This is a genomic window from Undibacterium sp. Ji83W (genome assembly GCF_049340385.1).
In the GTDB taxonomy this organism is placed as follows: Bacteria; Pseudomonadota; Gammaproteobacteria; order Burkholderiales; family Burkholderiaceae_D; genus Undibacterium.
Map to the genome: position 1 here is coordinate 926,149 of NZ_JBMPOZ010000001.1, position 18,471 is coordinate 944,619.

General features: G+C 50.2%; 22 protein-coding genes. 4 read left to right on the forward strand and 18 right to left on the reverse strand.

Annotated elements, in window-relative coordinates:
- Positions 1–4: 4 nt before the first annotated feature.
- From ACO0LD_RS04180 to ACO0LD_RS04195, 4 genes are all read right to left on the reverse strand, one after another.
- Entirely contained in the window at positions 5–583 is a 579-nt protein-coding gene (locus tag ACO0LD_RS04180; protein WP_423003986.1) for a YdeI/OmpD-associated family protein, read from the reverse strand.
- 171 nt (positions 584–754) lie between these two features.
- Positions 755–1,066 carry a hypothetical protein gene (locus ACO0LD_RS04185; RefSeq protein ID WP_423003988.1) on the reverse strand — a complete coding sequence of 104 codons (312 nt, stop codon included), beginning with the start codon at positions 1,064–1,066 and terminating at the stop codon, positions 755–757.
- 33 nt (positions 1,067–1,099) lie between these two features.
- Positions 1,100–1,741 (reverse strand): glutathione S-transferase family protein, encoded by a 642-nt coding sequence (locus tag ACO0LD_RS04190; RefSeq protein ID WP_423003990.1) that lies wholly within the window; start codon positions 1,739–1,741, stop codon positions 1,100–1,102.
- A 97-nt stretch (positions 1,742–1,838) separates the two neighbouring features.
- Positions 1,839–2,663 (reverse strand): helix-turn-helix domain-containing protein, encoded by an 825-nt coding sequence (locus tag ACO0LD_RS04195; protein ID WP_423003992.1) that lies wholly within the window; start codon positions 2,661–2,663, stop codon positions 1,839–1,841.
- A 149-nt stretch (positions 2,664–2,812) separates the two neighbouring features.
- Between ACO0LD_RS04195 and ACO0LD_RS04200 the strand changes: the two genes are divergently transcribed.
- Together ACO0LD_RS04200 and ACO0LD_RS04205 are read left to right on the forward strand one after the other, a co-directional pair.
- Positions 2,813–3,223: a hypothetical protein gene (locus tag ACO0LD_RS04200; protein WP_423003994.1), complete on the forward strand. Its 411-nt coding sequence runs from the start codon at positions 2,813–2,815 to the stop codon at positions 3,221–3,223.
- A 178-nt stretch (positions 3,224–3,401) separates the two neighbouring features.
- Positions 3,402–3,770, forward strand: a complete 369-nt coding sequence (locus ACO0LD_RS04205) for an MmcQ/YjbR family DNA-binding protein (RefSeq protein WP_423003996.1) — start codon at positions 3,402–3,404, stop codon at positions 3,768–3,770.
- A 325-nt stretch (positions 3,771–4,095) separates the two neighbouring features.
- On the opposite strand, the gene ACO0LD_RS04210 is transcribed toward ACO0LD_RS04205, so the two are convergent.
- The 6 genes from ACO0LD_RS04210 to ACO0LD_RS04235 form a co-directional block, all read right to left on the reverse strand.
- Positions 4,096–4,533 carry a hypothetical protein gene (locus tag ACO0LD_RS04210; protein ID WP_423003998.1) on the reverse strand — a complete coding sequence of 146 codons (438 nt, stop codon included), beginning with the start codon at positions 4,531–4,533 and terminating at the stop codon, positions 4,096–4,098.
- 172 nt (positions 4,534–4,705) lie between these two features.
- Complete coding sequence (locus tag ACO0LD_RS04215) at positions 4,706–5,623, reverse strand: NAD(P)/FAD-dependent oxidoreductase (RefSeq protein ID WP_423004000.1); 918 nt, start codon at positions 5,621–5,623, stop codon at positions 4,706–4,708.
- On the reverse strand, positions 5,592–6,068 hold the full coding sequence (locus ACO0LD_RS04220; protein WP_423004002.1) for an Rrf2 family transcriptional regulator: 477 nt from the start codon (positions 6,066–6,068) through the stop codon (positions 5,592–5,594). Before ACO0LD_RS04220 ends, ACO0LD_RS04215 begins: the two co-directional genes overlap by 32 nt.
- Positions 6,069–6,210: 142 nt before the next feature.
- On the reverse strand, positions 6,211–6,657 hold the full coding sequence (locus ACO0LD_RS04225) for a hypothetical protein (RefSeq protein ID WP_423004004.1): 447 nt from the start codon (positions 6,655–6,657) through the stop codon (positions 6,211–6,213).
- Between the two features lie 104 nt (positions 6,658–6,761).
- A complete protein-coding gene (locus ACO0LD_RS04230) occupies positions 6,762–7,172 on the reverse strand; it encodes a hypothetical protein (protein ID WP_423004006.1) in 411 nt (136 codons plus the stop codon).
- 190 nt (positions 7,173–7,362) lie between these two features.
- Positions 7,363–7,779 carry a hypothetical protein gene (locus tag ACO0LD_RS04235; protein WP_423004008.1) on the reverse strand — a complete coding sequence of 139 codons (417 nt, stop codon included), beginning with the start codon at positions 7,777–7,779 and terminating at the stop codon, positions 7,363–7,365.
- Between the two features lie 300 nt (positions 7,780–8,079).
- On the opposite strand from ACO0LD_RS04235, the gene ACO0LD_RS04240 reads away from it, so the two are divergent.
- Positions 8,080–8,370 carry a YciI family protein gene (locus ACO0LD_RS04240; RefSeq protein WP_423004010.1) on the forward strand — a complete coding sequence of 97 codons (291 nt, stop codon included), beginning with the start codon at positions 8,080–8,082 and terminating at the stop codon, positions 8,368–8,370.
- A 56-nt stretch (positions 8,371–8,426) separates the two neighbouring features.
- Here the strand turns inward: ACO0LD_RS04240 and sugE are convergent, their stop codons facing one another.
- Positions 8,427–8,747 (reverse strand): quaternary ammonium compound efflux SMR transporter SugE, encoded by a 321-nt coding sequence (gene sugE / locus ACO0LD_RS04245; RefSeq protein WP_423004012.1) that lies wholly within the window; start codon positions 8,745–8,747, stop codon positions 8,427–8,429.
- 164 nt (positions 8,748–8,911) lie between these two features.
- Positions 8,912–9,361 carry a DsrE family protein gene (locus tag ACO0LD_RS04250; RefSeq protein WP_423004014.1) on the reverse strand — a complete coding sequence of 150 codons (450 nt, stop codon included), beginning with the start codon at positions 9,359–9,361 and terminating at the stop codon, positions 8,912–8,914.
- Positions 9,362–9,693: 332 nt separating this feature from the next.
- Between ACO0LD_RS04250 and ACO0LD_RS04255 the strand changes: the two genes are divergently transcribed.
- Complete coding sequence (locus ACO0LD_RS04255) at positions 9,694–10,509, forward strand: phosphate/phosphite/phosphonate ABC transporter substrate-binding protein (RefSeq protein ID WP_423004016.1); 816 nt, start codon at positions 9,694–9,696, stop codon at positions 10,507–10,509.
- Between the two features lie 27 nt (positions 10,510–10,536).
- Here ACO0LD_RS04255 and ACO0LD_RS04260 read toward each other — a convergent pair whose 3' ends face one another.
- The 6 genes from ACO0LD_RS04260 to ACO0LD_RS04285 all read right to left on the reverse strand — a co-directional run.
- Positions 10,537–11,109, reverse strand: coding sequence for a helix-turn-helix domain-containing protein (locus ACO0LD_RS04260; protein ID WP_423004018.1), 573 nt, complete (start codon positions 11,107–11,109; stop codon positions 10,537–10,539).
- Positions 11,110–11,164: 55 nt separating this feature from the next.
- The gene (locus ACO0LD_RS04265) at positions 11,165–11,377 is read right to left on the reverse strand and encodes a hypothetical protein (protein ID WP_423004020.1); all 213 of its coding nucleotides are present in this window, start codon (positions 11,375–11,377) and stop codon (positions 11,165–11,167) included.
- Positions 11,378–11,387: 10 nt separating this feature from the next.
- Complete coding sequence (locus ACO0LD_RS04270) at positions 11,388–12,821, reverse strand: hypothetical protein (RefSeq protein WP_423004022.1); 1,434 nt, start codon at positions 12,819–12,821, stop codon at positions 11,388–11,390.
- Between the two features lie 82 nt (positions 12,822–12,903).
- Positions 12,904–13,779, reverse strand: coding sequence for an ABC transporter ATP-binding protein (locus tag ACO0LD_RS04275; protein ID WP_423004024.1), 876 nt, complete (start codon positions 13,777–13,779; stop codon positions 12,904–12,906).
- A 2-nt stretch (positions 13,780–13,781) separates the two neighbouring features.
- Positions 13,782–14,204 (reverse strand): GntR family transcriptional regulator, encoded by a 423-nt coding sequence (locus ACO0LD_RS04280; protein WP_423004026.1) that lies wholly within the window; start codon positions 14,202–14,204, stop codon positions 13,782–13,784.
- A gap of 299 nt (positions 14,205–14,503) precedes the next feature.
- On the reverse strand, positions 14,504–18,471 hold a 3,968-nt coding region (locus ACO0LD_RS04285), incomplete at its 5' end, for a beta strand repeat-containing protein (protein WP_423004028.1).

The following is an 18,471-nucleotide window of genomic DNA, read 5'->3' on the forward strand; positions in this document are numbered from 1 at the left end:
TGTTTTAATCATCCAGCCCCTTGCCATCGAGGATTTGTGGAATAGCTTTTTCCACCCTTGATTCCCGGGTCTTGGATTGCTTGGCGGCGGAAAAATGGAGCAGATAGGCTTTTTGCCGCCCCGGGGTCAGCGCTTCAAACGCTTTTTTCAATGCTGGCATGCCATCCAGCTTGATTTGAAATTCTTCAGGCAGGTTGAATTCTGCTGTCTTCTTGAATTCCACTTTCAAACCCGCTTTTTCCACTGCGATAGCTTCTTTGACATAGGCTTTTATAGCGGCTTTCAGCTTGGTGATTTCGCTGACACTGGTAAAGCGTAGTTGCCTTGTTGCCTGGGTATTTTCTGTCTGCTGTATCAGCAAACCCTTGGCATCTTTCATCAAGGCGCCTTTGAAAAACAGGAGTGCAGCGTATTCTTTAAATACATGGATCAGGACGACATTGTTGTCGTCGTAGGTATAACAAGGATTGCCCCACTTCAATTCTTCTGTTACCGGACATTCAAGAACAATACTGCGCAATTGCTCTATTTCTTCCTTCCATTTTTTAGCTTTGCTGACATAGGCATCGACTTTAGGATTCATTTTTGTGCTCCAAAATAAAGTGTTCTGCATTGCTTAGAAAAAACAGGGCGTGTGCAAATTCGTTTGTGGGCCATCGAAGGCGCTCAACTCAGTCTACACCTCAAATGAAAACAGAACGCTTAGACAAAAATACACATGCACCAGAATTTTGTTTAGCATCAATTGTCGGCCCTATACTTTTTTAATATTCAACGCCAAATATTCCAGCAAAGGTGCAACGTGAATCAGCATCAATGGAAATGCATGCGTCTTGTCGTGCAGCAATGGCTTGATGAACTCCAGATCATCACACAGGCTACCAATGTTGGGTGGTTTAGCATCCTCAAGTACTGCGTACAGGGAGTCGTCCGGCATTGCCCAGTAGTAGTCTTCGGTCAGATCAACCTCTTTCAATTGCAGATCATCTTCAACATGCGACAATATAGAGTTGATGATGCTGCGCAATTCTGCAATATTGATGCTGTGCTTTACTTTGATTGTCATGCTATTTCCGAAATAGTCTTTACTGAATATTGGTCACCACTTGGGTGTAATTCTCTCCCCTGGCAAAATATCATAAGGAAAGGCCCAGCCTGGCACGGCGCGCAGGCGTTCCAGCCAGGCGACGATATGCGGATAGCGCCCCTCAAGCTTGTAGTCGCTTTCATTTTCCGGGTAAAACAGATAGCCGCTGAGGGAGAAATCGGCAATCGTCGGCGCATCACCGACCATGTACTCGCGGTTGTCCAGATGCTTGTTGACGATATTGAAGGCATTGTCTATACGACCCAGCAGCCAGGCCTGGACGGCTGGATCAGGTGCCGCAGGTCCAAAGGATTTATTGAAACGGTAGCTGGCAAAATAACTGGTGAACTTGTGGTTATCAAACAAAAGCCAGCGCAAGACTTCCAGTTTTTCATCTTCATTGGTGCCACCAAAAGCACCATGCTTGTTGGCCAGGTAGCTGAGGATGACACCAGACTGCGTCAACACACGTTCACCATCTTCCAGCACCGGCACTTCGCCCATTTCATTGGCTTGTTCGCGCCATTCATTGCTGCGTGTCACTCCCTGGAACATGTCCACATAGCCGTTCTCAAACGGCTGGTTCAAGGCGCGCAATAAAAAAGCGACTTTGAAGGAATTGCCTGACTGGCAGAGGCTATGCAGTTTGTACATGATGCGCGTCCTTAATTTTGGGAAGATGCGTATGGGAAAACGTGTGAAGAGAACAGGCATCTTACCAAGATTTACAGATTGTGCATAATCACTGCAATCACCCTGCCATTGCCTTCAAAAAGACTTCAGTTTGCGTATCCGCCGGATAAAATAATTCCACACACAACTCATGCAGGGTGATGTCGCGTGGGCTGCCAAATGTAGTCAGGGTAGTGAACAATGACAGCTCTTGTCCATGCAACTCCATGATGCAGGGTATCAGCAAGGAAGGCTCGGTCGATTGTGTGACAGGTGTTTGCTGCTTCAGGGCAATCACATTGGGATAGGCATTTACCTCGTCTACCAGGGCAATGATGTCTTCATCGCGGGCGCTGAGCATCAGCCTTTGCAAGACCTGCAAGAGATAACTGCCCCATTCAGAAAAATTCTTGGTATACGCAGCAAACCCTTGCGGGTGCAGGCTGGCCCTGAAGATATTGATTTCTGGCGTGAGCAATTCTGCTGGCAACAAGCCCATGAGTTTTTCTGCAGCACGGTTATGCAAGACCACATTCCAGTGCCTGTCCAGCGCAACGCCGGGATAAGGATCATGGGTATCCAGCAGACGCTGTACTGCCGCCCTGACCTGGGCCATACGGGCTGTGTCCAGGCCCTGCTCGCTATAGCGCGGCGCATAGCCTGCCGCCAGCAGCCAGGCATTACGGGCGCGCAAAGGTACGTCGAGCTGGCTGGCGATACTCATCAAGAGCTCAGCACTGGGCCGGGAGCGACCGGTTTCCACGAAGCTCAGGTGACGTGGCGAGATGTCAATATCCAGCGCCAGCTCCATCTGGCTCAACTTGCGTTGCGTGCGCCATTCACGTATCAGGGTACCGATTGGTGCCTCCGCCTTGTCTGCTGTAGTAGAGATGAGATGACTCACTTGCTGCTCCCGGTATGAAGTCTCGAATTTGAAGCTGAACCTGAATTATCAGTGCATTGCTGCACCAGCGCCATTACCTGCGAGGTAATCGACTTGCTGCAAATGTAGAGCGAAACTGCAATCCCCTCAACTGTTTTTGGAGATACATCATGTCTACTGCATCTACTGCCGTCAAACTGCATGCCCCTGCTTTGTCCTTGAGAACCATACTCACACTTGATGCCATCACCGGTCTTGCCATGGGCTTGTTGCTGGTCGCTACCTCAGGCCTGTTGTCTGGTTTGCTGGGCTTGCCCAAGGACTTTTTATTCATGGCAGGTGTCAGCCTGTTTCCCGTCGCTGCGCTGGTAGGCTTCACCAGCCGCACCGGCAGCGAAAAGAAACCGCCTGCCTTGCTGGTATGGGTCGTCATACTCGGCAACCTTGGCTGGGTGATCGCCAGTGTCTTGACGATGGAAGTCTGGTTTGAACCCAGCGTATTCGGATTTGTTTTTGTCAGCGTGCAGGCGCTGGTGGTGCTGGCATTTTCTGTGCTGGAATATCGTGGCTTGCGTAGTTAACGACAATGAGTAATGTCAGTGAATAATGTCAATGGATGATGTCAGTAAAGCAGAAAGAGGCAAGCCTGGCTTGCCTCTTTTTCCAGAGCAAGCAAAATTATCGCAATTGCAATACACTTGAGCGCTTATGAATTCCATCTACGTGTAATTCCATCAGCATTGTGACTTTAAGCCTACGATGAAACTAGCTGCTCTTAAAAAACTCTGTGCCAGCTATGCTGGTGCCCGCGAAAGATTACACGCTGATCCCAGCAATGTGCTTGCATATAGCATAGGTGATAAATCCTTTGCCTATTTCAAGACCAGCGAGCCGGAACGCTGGCGCTTCAGCATACGGGTGACACCTGCGCGTTTTCTTGAGCTGACTGATATGCCGGGTGTGAAACCGGCGCGGTATATGGGGCGCTTTCATTGGGTGACTATAGTCGCAGTGGAGCAATTTCCTGAGGAGTATTTGCGAGAATTGCTGGAGTACTCTTATCAGAAGGCTTTGTCCGGGTTGACTAAGAAGAAGCGGGACGAGGTTTTGATGGGTGTTGGTGATTGAGCTGTAGGGTATTTGGGAGCCAATTTGGGCCCTACTAAGGTCGATTTTTTCTTCGATTCCAATTCATTCCGCTACCTTCCCTGGCAAGCAGCGTCCGTGTTAACGTCATTCCTGCGCAGGCAGGAATCTAGTGACGTTCGGCGCATACCGTTACCACTGCTAATTTCATGCTCGTAATATTTTACACGCCCTGATTTTAAATACCGGTACACGTAATTTCAGATTGCAGGTCTGGGGTAGCCCGACAGCAAGCTCAACCCCAGCGTCATGGCGACCGGTATTAAAATTTTCTACACTCGTACTGCACAAATGAATGTAGAAAACCTCAAACCGTCTCCAAGTCCCTCGGCAACACTTCACTCACTGGCATAATCACACAACGCAAAAACAACTTCGCCGCATCCTCATGCACCAGCAAGTCTTGCAAGTCTGCCGGTATCTGCCCAACAAAGGCAAACCCTGACCTGGTATGCATGCCAGCTTCGCGCTCTGTCCACAGCAGTTGTAGATGGCAATCGCCCAGTGTCATGTCGGGCTGTGCTTCATCTGGCAAGAAGCTGAGTTGATACTGGCCCGCCGGGATATCAGATTCCAGCTCAGTCAGCACTTGCATGCCGCCTGTGCTGAGGTTGACCAGCAGCGCTGGCAAAGCGTCTGCATGTTCAGGGGAATTGAATACCCAGACCGGGCGTATCTCATGGGTGCCGAGTGGGACCAGGAAAAATTGCACACGTTGGTGACGACGGTTTTCAGACGGGTTCATGGCATCTGTGCTCAGGTCAGGTGGAAGGGAGTTTTCGTCTTTTTAAAACAGCAGACAGAAATTTATTCCAGATTTATGTCATGGACATGACCAATATGAGCAAGCTGAGCGTCAGACAGCAGGCATGCAAATGCCTGATGCCGTAGATTTTCTATCCACCATTTTCAAACCATCAGGCAGCCTTGGCCTCGAATATCATGGACTGGTGTGCTGCCACCCCGGCCATCGCGCCGTCTGCCACTGCCATGGCGACATTGCCTGCCATGCGTGCGGCATCACCGCAGGCAAATACGCCGGGTACGCTGGTGGCCTTGATTTCATTGGTGCGGATAACTGTACCCATAGGGCCTTCTGTCATTTCGCAAGCCAGTTGTGCGGCAAAGGGGCTGTTGATGCGGATGGTGCTCATGGTGAACAAACCGTCCATTTCATATTGCCTGCCATCTTGCAGCTCTACTGTGGCAGTACCACTGATCCTGCGCACGGGCGCTGCCTCTATGGTGACGCCACGCTGGTGCAAGGCGGCCAGTTGTTCTGCATCTGGCTCATAGCATTGATTGGTGAACAGAGTGACTTGTCCCCAGTCTGGCAACATCATGGCGTGGTGATGCGACAGCGGCCCGGTAGCCAGTACGCCGATGCGACCATTGTCGATTTCATAGCCGTGGCAATACGGGCAGTGGAAGATGCTGCGGCCCCAGCGTTCTGCCAGGCCTTCTATGGCAGGCAAGTCATCAGTCACGCCGGTTGCCAGTATCAGGCGACGTGCTTGATATGTCTGCTGCCCCTCGACTGCGACAGCAAAACCATCATCCTGACGAGTTACCGATGTGGCCTGCCCTTCTATCCAACTGACTGTTTTATAGGCCATCAATTGCGCCTTGCCTTCACTGGCGATGGCGCTGGCATTTTTTCCATCCTGCCCGAGAAAGCCATGTGAATATTCAACAAAGCGGTTGCGGCGCTGGCCGCCATCGATCACCAGCACCTGCCTCCTGGCGCGTGCCAGTTGCATGGCTGCAGAGAGCCCGGCATAACTGCCACCGATGATGATGGCATCAAACATCATGTCCCTGGTAATTGTGATCATCCTTCTTCCCCTTCTTGCTATGTGCGTTGAATTTTCGGCTGAATTCTGTCGCCAGGTCGCCCAGCGTCACATCACCGAGGCGGGCAATAAGCAAGGCTTCTGCCTCATCGAAGGCGCTTGCCAGGGCATCGTTCACGACCTGCTCGACCAGGCATTCAGGGTTGTCGTTGCGGTTGCCCATGGCAAATACAGTAGGTGCGCCGAGGGCATCATAGATGTCGCGCAAGCTCACTGTCTGCAAGTCGCAAGAGATCACCCAGCCGCCGCCGTGGCCTTTATCAGAACTCACATAGCCACGACTGCGCAATCCAGCCAGGACCCGTCTGACCAGCACAGGATTGGTGCTCAGGTAATGCGCCAGTTCTTCAGAAGTCATGGCTCGTTGTCCATGCGCCATGTGCAATAGAACGTGAAGGATGGAGGAAAGTTTGCTGTCTCGTCTCATGTAACTAATGATAGTACATAATTAGGAAGTTTGCAGGAAATTTAAAAATTTAAAAAAAACGCGAAAAAAGAGGAAAGCCTTACCGACTATCCTCTTTTTTTTTAAGAGAAACTTTGAAAAGAAATTCAGTTAAAACAAATAATCAAGATAACAGAATTTCAGCCTGCTTTGCCTGGTACACAGCCCACCACCCAGCCAAAGCCAGCAGACAAGCAAACGACTCCAGGACTGCAAGTGGAATATCCAAACGCCACCCCGGTAAAGCCAAAGCTAATATAATAGTAGCGCTCATCCAAATTGAATCACTGCTTTTGGATTTTCTGGCATTCTGCACACCACCACCGTAAAGGCAAATCCAGCCCATTACTGTCAACACAACTGTCACAATTGAAACCGCACCTGCTCGAAATAGCTCGTAGTAAAACGGTAGGCTAAGTACAGTTATTAAAAAATGCAGCGCCAGAAAGACAAGTACCAAGGTAGCGGACTTGTGCCGACTTTTTCGAGTTGCGCTCTCGATTTTTGGCGTCGACAGATGTGAATCGACCTGTGCCTCGTCGATTTCAAGCCTTTGTTTTTGTTCGCTCATGATAGATGTATGCTGTCGTAGTCAAATGCGCCATAGTTTATAGCAGATCGTCGATGGATACACCAACTGCGCTTCTCAACTTACTCGTCAACTTACTCGTCAACTTACTTGTCAACTTCCCTCGTCAGCATTTCCCATGAAGGCTGGGAAGTACCGTCCGTCGTAGCAGTTACCTTACCGGCAGCAAACTTCAGGTAGGTTGACGCAGCCTTGCTGAATTCTATGGACTTCATTTTGCAGATGGCTTTTTTGGAAGCGGCATCAGCACAGTAAGCACCGGCATTGTCCTTGATGGTGGATGCAAAATGCTTGATCTTGAACATGTCATCGGTGGTTTGAAAACTGTCGGCCTTGATGTCAAATTTAACGTCACAACCGCAAGATGTTTTCAAGCCTGCAGTGGCGGCCTTGACAGCGGGTTCGACTTCATTGCTCATGAAGTCACGCTCAGCCTTGCCTGCGAAAGCTGTCAAAGGCAAGAGCAATATGATGGCGGCGAGTTTTGAAATTTTCATGCGTATATCCCTGTCTGGTGAATGTCTGTGAAGAGTGTTGCATTCTAAGTTTCAAGGAGGGTGTGCGCTGAAATGTTTGTAAGTAATTCCCTTGATAAAAATACGCTTCACAGTAACTGCGACCTGACTTTGTCACCTGTGCTTACACTTTTGATAAAAGTGATTTCTTTCCAAATTGCTGCTTACCGAATTAATCACGCTTCATTTTTCTTTGCCGCCACCACTGCAGACCCCAGCGCATTGAATATATCAGGCTGACCACCAATAAACTGCACCAGCACACAATCGCGAGCATGCCGCCGATTTGTGGCGTCCGGCCAAAAAACACCCAGAAGAATAACGTAAAACCTGCACCCATAGATGCCAGTATCGTAACGATGGCTTGCGGCTTTTCTTTCAAGGCCAATAAGCAGCAAGGCAGAAAAAACACCAAAAAAACTGCAAGCATCGTCAGGCTGCCGTCTGTTAGTTCGCCTTTGCGCAGATCATTAAAAGCAATCTCCGCGATTTCAAAGGCATACAGAGGCTTATCTTTTTTTGCTTGCGGAGCATTTTCTGCAGCGCTACTGGCAGCAGCTTCCTTACTGCTGCCAGCTTGATCATGCACAAAAGAACATGTAGACAGGGGCAGCACAAAACAAAGCAACAAAAGGACGGAAGCAATTTTCCGGATCAAGCTCAACATCATGATGGAACTTTCAGTTTAAAGAGGACATCTGGCCAAGGCATGCAGCTTGATTCAACACTTGTGCTTGGCAATGTACAAAGCTGCAGCGACTTTATCAAAGTATTGCCGCTAAATATACTGGTGTCACCTGTTCAGCATGTTCGGGACAGAAATAAAAACACCAGGCAGTGTTTTATCTGCTCAGGTTTTTGACACTCACTTTATATTCAGGAGAACACCATGTTCATACTCAACGTCAGCTATAGCAAAAATCCCTCCGAAGTAGAACCACATATCAAATCACATGGCGAATGGGTAGGCCGTTATTTGAAAGAAGGCGTGTTCCTGTTCGCAGGCCCTAAAAAGAGTGGGCTGGGTGGTGTCATCGCTGTGCAAAGCATGAGCAAAGAAAAGCTCACACAAATACTGGCGGAAGATTCTTATGTGCAAGCTGATGTGGCTGATTACCAGATCATCGATTTTGACTGCAAGGCGACGCAAGCTACGCTGGAAAGCTTGAAGCTGGCATAATCTCCAGATCAACGACAACCTTGGTGTACGAATGTGCACCAAGGCTACTGCACGCTCTAGTGAGACGATGATATTTTCATGAAGACCAGCCCGCAGACGATGAGCAAAACGGCACAGACACGCATGAAGTTCAGTTGCTCACCAAAAAATACTATGCCCAGGATGAAAGCGCCGATGGCACCTATGCCTGTCCACATGGTGTAGGCTGTACCTAATGGCAGGGTGCGCATGGATAGCGCCAGCAAAGCGAAGCTTACTATCATGCCGGTGATGGTAATAACAGAGGGGATAAATTTCGTGAAGCCCTCAGATTGCTTCATGGAGAAAGCCCAGACCACTTCAAACAATCCGGCCAATACGAGTAATATCCAAGCCATAGCAGCTCTCCTTTCAAAGAGCCGGGCCGTCCCGGACATTCATTCCCAAAGCGGGGAAGGTCGTTCCTCCTGGTGAAGTCCCTAAGGATTCACTGAACCGGGCTGCATCGCCCGGGGACCAAATTATAGCTTAACTGCCGTGTTTGTCGTTATCTTGCAGCAAATCACGGTCTGATATATGCATAGCCCTGCTGCTGCCGTCTGATCAACTGGGTGACGCCTGCTTCCACATAGCCAAGATTGTCCAGCATGTCTGACTTGGTGATTTTTTGTGCACGCATGGTATTTTCACAAATCACCACATGGGCACCCATCTTGATGACTTCATCAATGCGGCTGGCGACGGGTGACTCGAACTTGAACATGTCTATACCAGGGCCATAGGCGACGATTTCTACCTCGATATTGTCCTTGCCCAGGTCTTTGATGACGTTCCTGACATTGTTCAGGGCCAGTTCCCATTTACGGCTTTCGCCATCACTGACCTGAAAAACCACTTTGGATTTTTGTGCGGCTGGCGCTTGCGCCATGACGCTGGCTGGTCCCAGGCTGCCTAGCACCCCTAGTACCAGAGCCAGGGCAAATGTACGGGTGTAGTGGGAAAGCTGCTTCATTTTTACTCCTGTATTCAGATAAGTGCCAATTTATGCGGCAACAATAGCAGATTTATAGGCAAACTGATCATGAAATTTTCTGACTTGTTTTATTGCTTGTCTGCTGCTTGTTTTCTTGCTTAACAGGTTACAAAAAAACATTTTACAAAAGCAAGAATGTTAAAAATGGTTGCTTGCAGATACTTATCTGGATTAAAGTTGGTCTTTCCGCAAGTTGCGATGGCGGTATCAGTCAGCCCGCACATAGTCAGCAACAAATGTCCGATCGGGTATATGCGCCTGGTTTTGGAATGCGTAACAAGAATGATGAACAGTTTTCCAGGGTGACGGATATGAAAAAAATTCTTACGATGACTGCTTGTTGCCTGGCTGGCTTTGCTGCTCAGGCGCAGGCACAAAACAACTATAGTCTGTACGTCAGTGAAGGTACCTCAGGCGGGCTGGATGCCGCTCAGGTCATAGAAAAATATACCGGGCTGGCCGAGGTCATGGGCAAAGCGCTGGGTAAAAAGGTAACGGTAGTGGTGGCGCGTGAGTTTGCCCAGCTGGAAGAAGGCATGAAAGCGGGCAAGATGGATTTTGTGATTGCCCGCCCCAGCGATTATCCTGCGCGCGGCATACGTGACTATAAATATCAACTGGTGTCGACATCCAAGCCTGACGGCCAATGCCTGCTGATCGTGCCCAAGGCATCGCCCTTGAAGAGCATTGCCGACGTAAAGGGCAAACGCATCGCCTTGCCTGAAAAAGTGTCTTATATGTCGAGATTCTGTTCGGCAGAGTTGACGCACAATGGCTTTAACCTGGCGACAGAAAAAATCCAGTACGCCAAAGAACAAGGCGCAGTGCTGTTTTACCTGGACAATCTGCTGGCCGATGTTGGTGGCGTTGCGTCATATTCAGGTGTTGCCAAGAACCTGGAAAAAACTGGCCACCGCGTCATCCACAGCAGCCAGCCCCAGCCTTATCAGCCTTTGATTGCGCATCCCAAAATCACGGCGGCACAAATCCAGGCTTTGAAAAAAGAACTGGGGCAACTCGATGACACCGAAGCAGGCAAACCCACCTTGAAGCAAGTCGGCATCAAGGAATTTGATACCGGCAATAATGAACAGCGCCTGCTTGATTTGCTGAAATGGCTGAGCTGATCAAAACGCAGGTTCTCAATCAATGCGTCAATTCAGATGAGATGCGGCCTGGGTCAGCGGGTCATAAATTGAGGGGACTGGCGCTTTCACCTGTTCCACTGTATCCAGCATCATCAGCTTTTGTGCACGCAAGTAAGGGCTGGGCACGGCTCTTTCGACCACGATATTCCAGCGCTTCAAATAATTGGTGACTGAGCGTATATGCATTTGTACGCCCAGTTGCTTGTTGATAAGTTCAGCAACCGCCGGACGTGTCCATTCAGCAAAATCCATTTGCAACTGACATGGTTTATTGTCGCGTATCAGTTGCTGTACTTGTTGCTCTTGCTCACTGCTCATGGCACGTCCTTCGCCTGAACGGCGGCCACGGCGGTGTGGCAATATCGCATCTGCGCCCTGCTCTTGATAGCGTGCGATGATGAGGCAGACAGCGGTATAGCTGAGACCCAGTTCACGCGCTATCTGCACCTTTCTGGCACCGCGCTGGTGGGCGCGCACTACCTGGCGGCGGCGTTCATACTGTTCCAATGCACTTAAACTTCTGGCATCTTCTTTTTTAGCAGCAGGTGCAAATACTTGCATGGTCATGGGCATATTCATACTGAAATCCTTAATGTTGAGTACTCAACGAAGAGATGCAGTGAATATAGGTGATTTACAGCTTTATGTGCCCTATACTAAAGTATGAATACAGCACTTCCAGCGAGGTTTTGCTGAGTTTGAAATTCAGACAATCCCAGATCCCAAGCCCACGTCCGGCGTATTGGCAGGACAGGATTGCCGCCCGCCCGGCTGACGCCACCAGGTCTGGCGGGGTCAGCAACATGGCCATGAGTAAAAACCCTGCACAAAGTATCAAGACACGCATGATGTTTCCCTCACACAGCCCGGCCAACAGGAAGCAATGCCTCTACTCGCATCAGCCTCTGCCAGCGTTGGCGCAATACGACAGCTGTAGCAACAACAATCAGGGCACAGATCAGCCAGACTGGCAAAGCAGGGATCAGCGCATGGAGCCCTAGAGTGGTCAATCCTACTAATGCCAGTATTCCCAATGCAGCCAGCGCTGCTGATTGATAACTGGATTGTATTTGCGCATAGTTGGTCAAACTCAAGACACTCACAGGCAGCAGGCTAAAGGTAATTAACCAGACCACCTCATGCATATATTCAGAAGCAGGCGATAAATATGCTGCGCTCAAACTGATAATGGCAGACACCAGCCACAGACTTAAATACTGGCGCAATATGAAATACAGCATCATCTTGCCCTGCTCATGCCTGGATGGCAACCTGGGTGCAAGTAATAGCAGACCTTGTTCTTCCTTGCGCTGGCAGATACTGCTACGCGCAACAGCAGCATAGATAGGTGGTAGCAAAATAAAAGACACCAAGGCAGCAAAATAGGCAATCGAATTGTCAGCAGCCTCATTCTTCGCAGGATCATGAAAAAAGAATACAAAGTAGATACTTAGACCAGCCCCCATAATGACCACCGGAATAAAATTGCTCAACCAAAAAGCCTGCGAACCTATGGCAAATGGCAGCAGTTGTCTGACTTTTTCTGGTGCAGCACGAACCCTGTCCAGACAAAGGCGCAACAAAAGTTGATAGGGATTGAGAAATTTCAATGGGTGCAGATTCATGCCAGCTTCTTCACCACGCATATACTGTCTCATCGTCGGTATGCTGTCGGCAATTTTGAAATGCTGATCACCATACATGGAAAAAAACCAGCGTACCACCACCGCAGTAAATGCAAGGCCTGCGACTACAAACAGCACTGGCTGATCCAGATATGGTGATGTCGCAAGCGCCATCTTTATTTTGCTGATCCCACCCGGTAACTGTACCGTCAATATGATCAGAATGATTACCCATTTATGGCGTATAGTCGCGACATATATCAACATGGCGAGCACACCTAAAAACCATCCCTGGGAAAATTTTCCATGCATGCGTAATGCGAGCGGGAACAGCAATGGCATGAGCAAAACAGGTAATACAAGTGCAGCTTGCATGCGGCGCTTCATGTGCGGCACCAGGACTGCGCAGGCAGGCGTGTATTGCATAATAACACTGGGTACAAGAGAGATAAACCAGAAAATTAACATCGTCAACAAGACTGAGCCTAGTCCACTAATACATGCTTGCAAGATCGATTTCATGCCAGGCTCAAACCCGGTAGCAAAAACCATCTCAACAAAGGGTATCAAATAAATCAAAGCCAGTATGAAGCAGGCAGGCTTAAGGCTGCCTGCATTGAGACGTCCATACACAGGCTGCATCCATATTGAAATAATGGATTTCATATTTTTTTCCTTCTCGATTCTGTTAACCCATTAAATAGCTTGTGCGTCACATAGTGATTCACATGGTTTTTCATTTGGTATTTCAGTGTGTCATTTCTATGAACAGGTCTTCCAGACTGAGCTTATCCACACGAATATCCTTGCGCGACTCCAGCTCATCTAATTGTTCACGGTTGAATTGCGCCAGCAGCTTGCCCTCACCGCTTGCACTGTACGTCTGACGCAGAACTTTAACTGGCTGCAGAAGCTGCAATTCTGTTGAGGCAGCACAGATGCGCACGGTGTTATCCATCATGTCATCAAGAGATTGCTGGTGCACGATTTTCCCGTCGCTAAGGAAGGCAACATCCATGGCCACCCTTTCAAGGTCAGACAGGATGTGAGTAGAGAAAACGATCGTGGTCTGCTTTTCTATGACGCGGTCTATCAGTTCCCGTAAAAAATCACGGCGACCGGCAGGGTCAAGACTGGATACCGGCTCATCAAGTATCAGCAATTCAGGATCATGCGCCAGCGCCCGGATGATCGACAGGCGCTGCTTTTGCCCGACTGAGAGTTTGCTGATGACCTTGTCGTAGGGCAGCTCCCAGGCTTGCATCAGGGACTGCACCTTGGCTTCATTCCAGCGTGGGTACAGTAGCTGGAAGTAGGCCAGCAACTGCCTTGCCGTCAGCCATTCGAACAGGTCACTGCGCTGTGGCACATAGGCTATCCTGGCCCTGGTCTCGGCACTGAGCTGCCCTGCTATTTCGCCATACAGACTGGACTTGCCGCCATCGATATCACGCAAACCCAGCAGGCATTCAATCAAGGTGGATTTACCTGCGCCATTGCGGCCCAGCAGGCCGACGATACTGCCCGGTGCAATCTGCCAGTCGAGATTTTTCAACACTGCTTGCCCGCTGAAGGATTTACTCAATCCCTGGATTTGCACGGGTGCGTTTAACTGAGCTTGCATGCTTATTTTCCTTTAAGAATACTGGTCAAGAGTGTGATGACTGCCTTGGAATCCAATTCCAGCTGGCTGGCTTCCAGTGCGATGCGTTCGAGGCTGGGACGCAATAATTCCAGCCTGGATGCCAGGTCAGAATTGCCACTGGCACGGGCCGCCACTTCCATGCCCAAACCACGGCGGCGCACCAGCAAACCCTCTGCTTCCAGCATGCTGTAAGCCTTGGATACCGTCATGGGATTGACGCCAAGCTCACTGGCGACATCGCGCACAGATGGCATGGCATCGCCTGCGGCGATTTGTCCGCCCGCTTGCAGACGTCGCAGTTGCTCTATCAACTGGCGATAGATAGGTTCACTGCTCCCGGTCGCCACCTGGAATATTTCTGCGCCTAACTGGCGCGGCTCAGCTCGCGTTATGTTTGGCGTCATGTTTCCTGCTCCATGGTCCAGCCTTTCATTGCGTGTAATTGGCATGCTCCATATTTCTCATGCACCGGCGACTAATACAGCATCGCCACGTGTATTAATATAGTAATACACTAAATTTACAATTTCAAGAGTTTTTTTGCGCGCGCTGGCGCATGAGAAATAACTCGCTGAGCTTAGTCATCTTGGAAAGAGGTGCTTCAGGTGGGGACAAGGGATGAAAAAAAACGCCAGCAAAGCTGACGTTTTCAAGGGTGACATGCGGGGTTCAGTATCTACCCCGGCATTGGCATTGCTCTTCTTTATGCAATCAGATTACCAGTCGAAATCGTACCTATCGTACCCGTCAATTGTACAAAGAAGTCGGTAGTGTCAAACTGGGTGACATCTGAACCGGTGTTCTGGACCAGATAAGTACCCGCTGCTGTACCTGTTTGTATCGTGATCAGGTAAGCCTGGTTTGTCTGGGTAAAAACGACGGCAAGGCCTGCAGCAATCGTGGTCAGGTAATTGCCCGTATCGGCATTACCGATGATGTAGGAACCCACACTCGCTGCATTGACACCCGTCTTGAAGTAATCAGTACCTGTCGAGTTGAAATTACCCACCACGTCAACCTGGTTTTTGTTGGACATGTTGGCACCGGTTTCTATCAGCGTTTCAGAACCAGAACCTGAGAACTGCAGGTTGATGGTATCCACCGCAGCGCCGCCTGTGATAGTGGTTGACGCAGAACTGGAACCCAGCAAGTTCAGGGTTTGGCCGCCACTACCCAAGGTTATGGTGTTGTCGCCTGTACTCTTGGTATAGTTCAAGGTCACGCCCGCGCCATCCTGGTTGGTGACGCTGGCCGTACCTGTACTGCCCGCCACGTTGATGATTTCGACGTTGGCGATCTTGGTGCTGAAGTCCAGGTTTTGAGTGCTGGTGGTACCGACATTGAGGATATCGGTGCCATTGCCACCATCAATGGTGGTCAGGAAGTTGATGGCCTGGTTGGCCGTGAAATTGAACACATCCGTACCAGTACCACCAATGACGCTGACAGCCACGTTGGCTGAGGTGAAGTTGTTGGTGCCATTGGCCAGGTTGTACTTTTCTATCGTGCTGATGGCATTGAAAGTACCAGCCGTCGTCAGGTTCAGGGTTTCAACTCCTGATGCATTGACGGTGCCGGTAAATTGCGACATCTGGGCTATCGTTGCCGTGATGTTGGCATTATTGGTCACCGTCAGGTTTTCAAATCCTGTGATGGTGGCATTGCTGATATCTGGTATGGCAGAGAAGAAGGCCAGACTGTCTGTACCAGTATTGCCCGCGGTATAAGTGCCGAGGATGGTCACGCCATTCAGGGCAAGGCTGTTATTGCCGTTGCCTAACGCCGCTGTGCTGGAAACAGTGGCGTTGATCGTCACGTTGTCGTTACCTGTACCGCCCGTGTAGTTAACACCAGCCGTAGCAGAGTTCATGTTGACGGTATTGGTGCCGGTAGCACTGCCTTTGACAGTCGCTGTGCCTGTCAGTGCATTGGCCGTCCAGGTAAAGCCACCCAGGGTAATGCCGCTGGCATCGACGTTAACCAGCGAGGTGCTGCTGGCTGGCATGGTCAGGCCTGCATTGCCGCTGACATAAATGTTCTTGACCGAGTTACCAAGGATGGTCAGCGTGTCATTGAAAAGACCTGTTGGTGTCGCCTGGCCGTCAACGGTGGTGATATTGAAAGTCTCGACGCCGGATGCCGTAATACCAGTGGTGGCAAAGGCAACGGCAGTAGTACTGGCATCTGTCAGCGTCAGGTTGACGATATCATTGACGCCACCGGCAAAGGCCGCATTGGAAATGGTAAAGGCCGTGCCCGCGCCATTCAGCGTGACGTTGCCATTGCTGGGCAAGTTGCTCAATGTCAGTCCATTCGCGCCAGCGAAAGTGACGTCACTATAGTTACCGAGGACCTGCAAATCTACGCTCTGATTGGTTACACTGGTGAGGCGCAATTTCTCAAAGCCAGTGACATTGCTGGCAAAAGTACCCGAGCCGGAAGCCGTGGCAGCATAGGTGGCTGTCAACACGATGGTGTCAGTGCCCAGGCCACCGTTGACAACGATGGGCAACAAGGCGGTATTGGGAATGAAGGTGTCATCGCCACTACCGCCATTGATGGTGGTGAAGCCTGCTGAAGTATTGTAGGTGATGGTATTGGTGCCATTGGCCAGGTTCAGGACCTTGATATTGCTGATGGTGCCGCCTGTACTGCCGTTATTGATGGTGACGGTGCCCGCTGTGGTCAGGGTCAGTATGTCAGTATCTGCAGCATTACCGGCGATGGTCGTACCATTGAGGCCAGGGATGGTGGACATGAAAATGTCATTGGTAGTGGCTGTGCCATTATAAGTACCACCCGCTGTAACTGAAACCGCATTGGCAATGCCAAAATCATTGACAAAGATAGTACCTGTTGTGCCACCCAGTTTGACGATGAAATCGCTGGCATCAACTGTTCCGACACTGCCGCCAGTATTTTGGAAGGCATAAATGCCCGCTGCGGTACCGCTGTTCACGGTGATGGTATAAGCCTGGCCTGTATTTGCCAGGCTGGAGCCCGCTGCTGTTGCTGCTGTAGCAATGGCTGCGGCCAGGCTGCTGCTGTCGGCATTGGCTATAGTCAGATTAAACAATGAAGTTGGCAAAACACCGGTAGCAAAAATGTCTGCACCTGCTGCCTTGAAATTATTGACTGTATCAATGGCAGCGATGTTTGAGCCAACCGCAATGACATCGGCACCAGTTGCTGTGGCAGACAAATTGATGGTATCCGCACCAGAACCGCCAGTGATGGTAGTGCGCCCTGTGCCTGTGCCCAAGATATTGAGGGTCTGGCCACCTGAGCCAAGGGTGATGTTGTTGATGTCGTTAGCAGCAGACTTGGTGAAGTTCAGCGTTACGCCTGCGCCGTTCTCGTTTGTCACTGTCCAGGTTGGCGTAGTACCGCCAGTGACATTGACGACTTCTACATTGCTGACTTTGGCAGACAGGTCGAGGGCCGCTGTCACAGCACCGACATTGAGGGTATCCGTACCAGCACCGCCATTGATGGTTGCGGCAGCAGCGATAATGGCTGAGCTCGCAGTGATGGTGTCATTACCCGTGCCACCCGTTACAGAAACCAGGCCTGCTGCCGCGGTGAAGGTGTTGCCACCATTTGCCAGTACATAATTTTCTACATTGCTATTGCCAGTAATACTGCCGGTAGTCGTGATGTTGACTGTTTCTGTCCCTGCGGCAGTGAAGGTGGTAAAGCCAGCAAACTGTGCTGCTGTCATGGTGACAGACGCGTTATTGTTGATATTGACGGTTTCAAAACCACTGACATTGGCCGCGCTGATATTGCTGCCATTGAACAGGTATAAGGTATCAGATGTGCCCGAGCCAGCCACAAAGGTGCCAGTATAGGTTTTGCCTTCCATGACCAGGGTATTGGTGCCTGCCCCCAGATTGATATTGCCAGCCAGCATGGAGTTGCCACTATTCGCCAGGTCAACATAATCACTGCCTGAGCCGCCATTGACGGTGGTAATGCCAGAATTCGCTACCGCGAAGAAAACAACATTGGCAGCGCTACTGTCCATCGTCAATGTCTTGATATTGGTGATGGTATTGCCACTGCCGATATTCACCGTACCACCACCAGAGATGGTGATGGTGTCAGAGTCAGCATTGTTACCATTGACGGTGGTACCTACCAGGGCAGCGACATTGCCAGTGAAATTTTCATTCAGGCCAGCTGTGCCATTGAATGTCCCGCCTGCAGTCAGGGCAGTACCATTGGCGGCCTGGCCACCGCCATTCGATGGGCTGGTGCCTATGGTGCCGGAAATCACGCTGGCACCTCCAGACACGACAATCGCATTGGAAGTCGTACTGTTGTTGACATTCCCACCCGTCGCATTCGAAGACGAAGTCACGTCATACACCAGCGTACCACCAGTGATGGAGATAAACGACAGATCGATATTATTGGCACCAGCGATGTCGTCAACGATCGTCAATTGATGCGGACCTGCACCGCTGAAGGTCAGCACCGGACCAGTCAGGTTCAAGGCCGCACGCGCAGCGATTAATGCAGCATATTGACTGGCTGTAATCACAACAGCGGAGTTCGCTGTGATGTTTTCAATACCAGACAATTGTGCACCAGCCAGGTTGATCGCACCGTAAGTAACCAGTGTATCGTTACCTGTACCCAGGTTGATCGTGTCTGTTACAACGCGTG

Excerpts from the sequence above, each read along its gene's own strand:
- ACO0LD_RS04230 (WP_423004006.1), bottom strand. The coding sequence starts at position 7,172 with ATGAAAATTTCAAAACTCGCCGCCATCATATTGCTCTTGCCTTTGACA.
- ACO0LD_RS04260 (WP_423004018.1), bottom strand. The coding sequence starts at position 11,109 with ATGAATATGCCCATGACCATGCAAGTATTTGCACCTGCTGCTAAAAAA.
- ACO0LD_RS04205 (WP_423003996.1), top strand. The coding sequence starts at position 3,402 with ATGAAACTAGCTGCTCTTAAAAAACTCTGTGCCAGCTATGCTGGTGCC.
- ACO0LD_RS04220 (WP_423004002.1), bottom strand. The coding sequence starts at position 6,068 with ATGAGACGAGACAGCAAACTTTCCTCCATCCTTCACGTTCTATTGCAC.
- ACO0LD_RS04210 (WP_423003998.1), bottom strand. The coding sequence starts at position 4,533 with ATGAACCCGTCTGAAAACCGTCGTCACCAACGTGTGCAATTTTTCCTG.
- ACO0LD_RS04180 (WP_423003986.1), bottom strand. The coding sequence starts at position 583 with ATGAATCCTAAAGTCGATGCCTATGTCAGCAAAGCTAAAAAATGGAAG.
- ACO0LD_RS04190 (WP_423003990.1), bottom strand. The coding sequence starts at position 1,741 with ATGTACAAACTGCATAGCCTCTGCCAGTCAGGCAATTCCTTCAAAGTC.
- ACO0LD_RS04240 (WP_423004010.1), top strand. The coding sequence starts at position 8,080 with ATGTTCATACTCAACGTCAGCTATAGCAAAAATCCCTCCGAAGTAGAA.
- ACO0LD_RS04255 (WP_423004016.1), top strand. The coding sequence starts at position 9,694 with ATGAAAAAAATTCTTACGATGACTGCTTGTTGCCTGGCTGGCTTTGCT.
- sugE (WP_423004012.1), bottom strand. The coding sequence starts at position 8,747 with ATGGCTTGGATATTACTCGTATTGGCCGGATTGTTTGAAGTGGTCTGG.
- ACO0LD_RS04215 (WP_423004000.1), bottom strand. The coding sequence starts at position 5,623 with ATGATCACAATTACCAGGGACATGATGTTTGATGCCATCATCATCGGT.
- ACO0LD_RS04200 (WP_423003994.1), top strand. The coding sequence starts at position 2,813 with ATGTCTACTGCATCTACTGCCGTCAAACTGCATGCCCCTGCTTTGTCC.
- ACO0LD_RS04280 (WP_423004026.1), bottom strand. The coding sequence starts at position 14,204 with ATGACGCCAAACATAACGCGAGCTGAGCCGCGCCAGTTAGGCGCAGAA.
- ACO0LD_RS04225 (WP_423004004.1), bottom strand. The coding sequence starts at position 6,657 with ATGAGCGAACAAAAACAAAGGCTTGAAATCGACGAGGCACAGGTCGAT.
- ACO0LD_RS04265 (WP_423004020.1), bottom strand. The coding sequence starts at position 11,377 with ATGCGTGTCTTGATACTTTGTGCAGGGTTTTTACTCATGGCCATGTTG.
- ACO0LD_RS04270 (WP_423004022.1), bottom strand. The coding sequence starts at position 12,821 with ATGAAATCCATTATTTCAATATGGATGCAGCCTGTGTATGGACGTCTC.
- ACO0LD_RS04275 (WP_423004024.1), bottom strand. The coding sequence starts at position 13,779 with ATGCAAGCTCAGTTAAACGCACCCGTGCAAATCCAGGGATTGAGTAAA.
- ACO0LD_RS04250 (WP_423004014.1), bottom strand. The coding sequence starts at position 9,361 with ATGAAGCAGCTTTCCCACTACACCCGTACATTTGCCCTGGCTCTGGTA.
- ACO0LD_RS04185 (WP_423003988.1), bottom strand. The coding sequence starts at position 1,066 with ATGACAATCAAAGTAAAGCACAGCATCAATATTGCAGAATTGCGCAGC.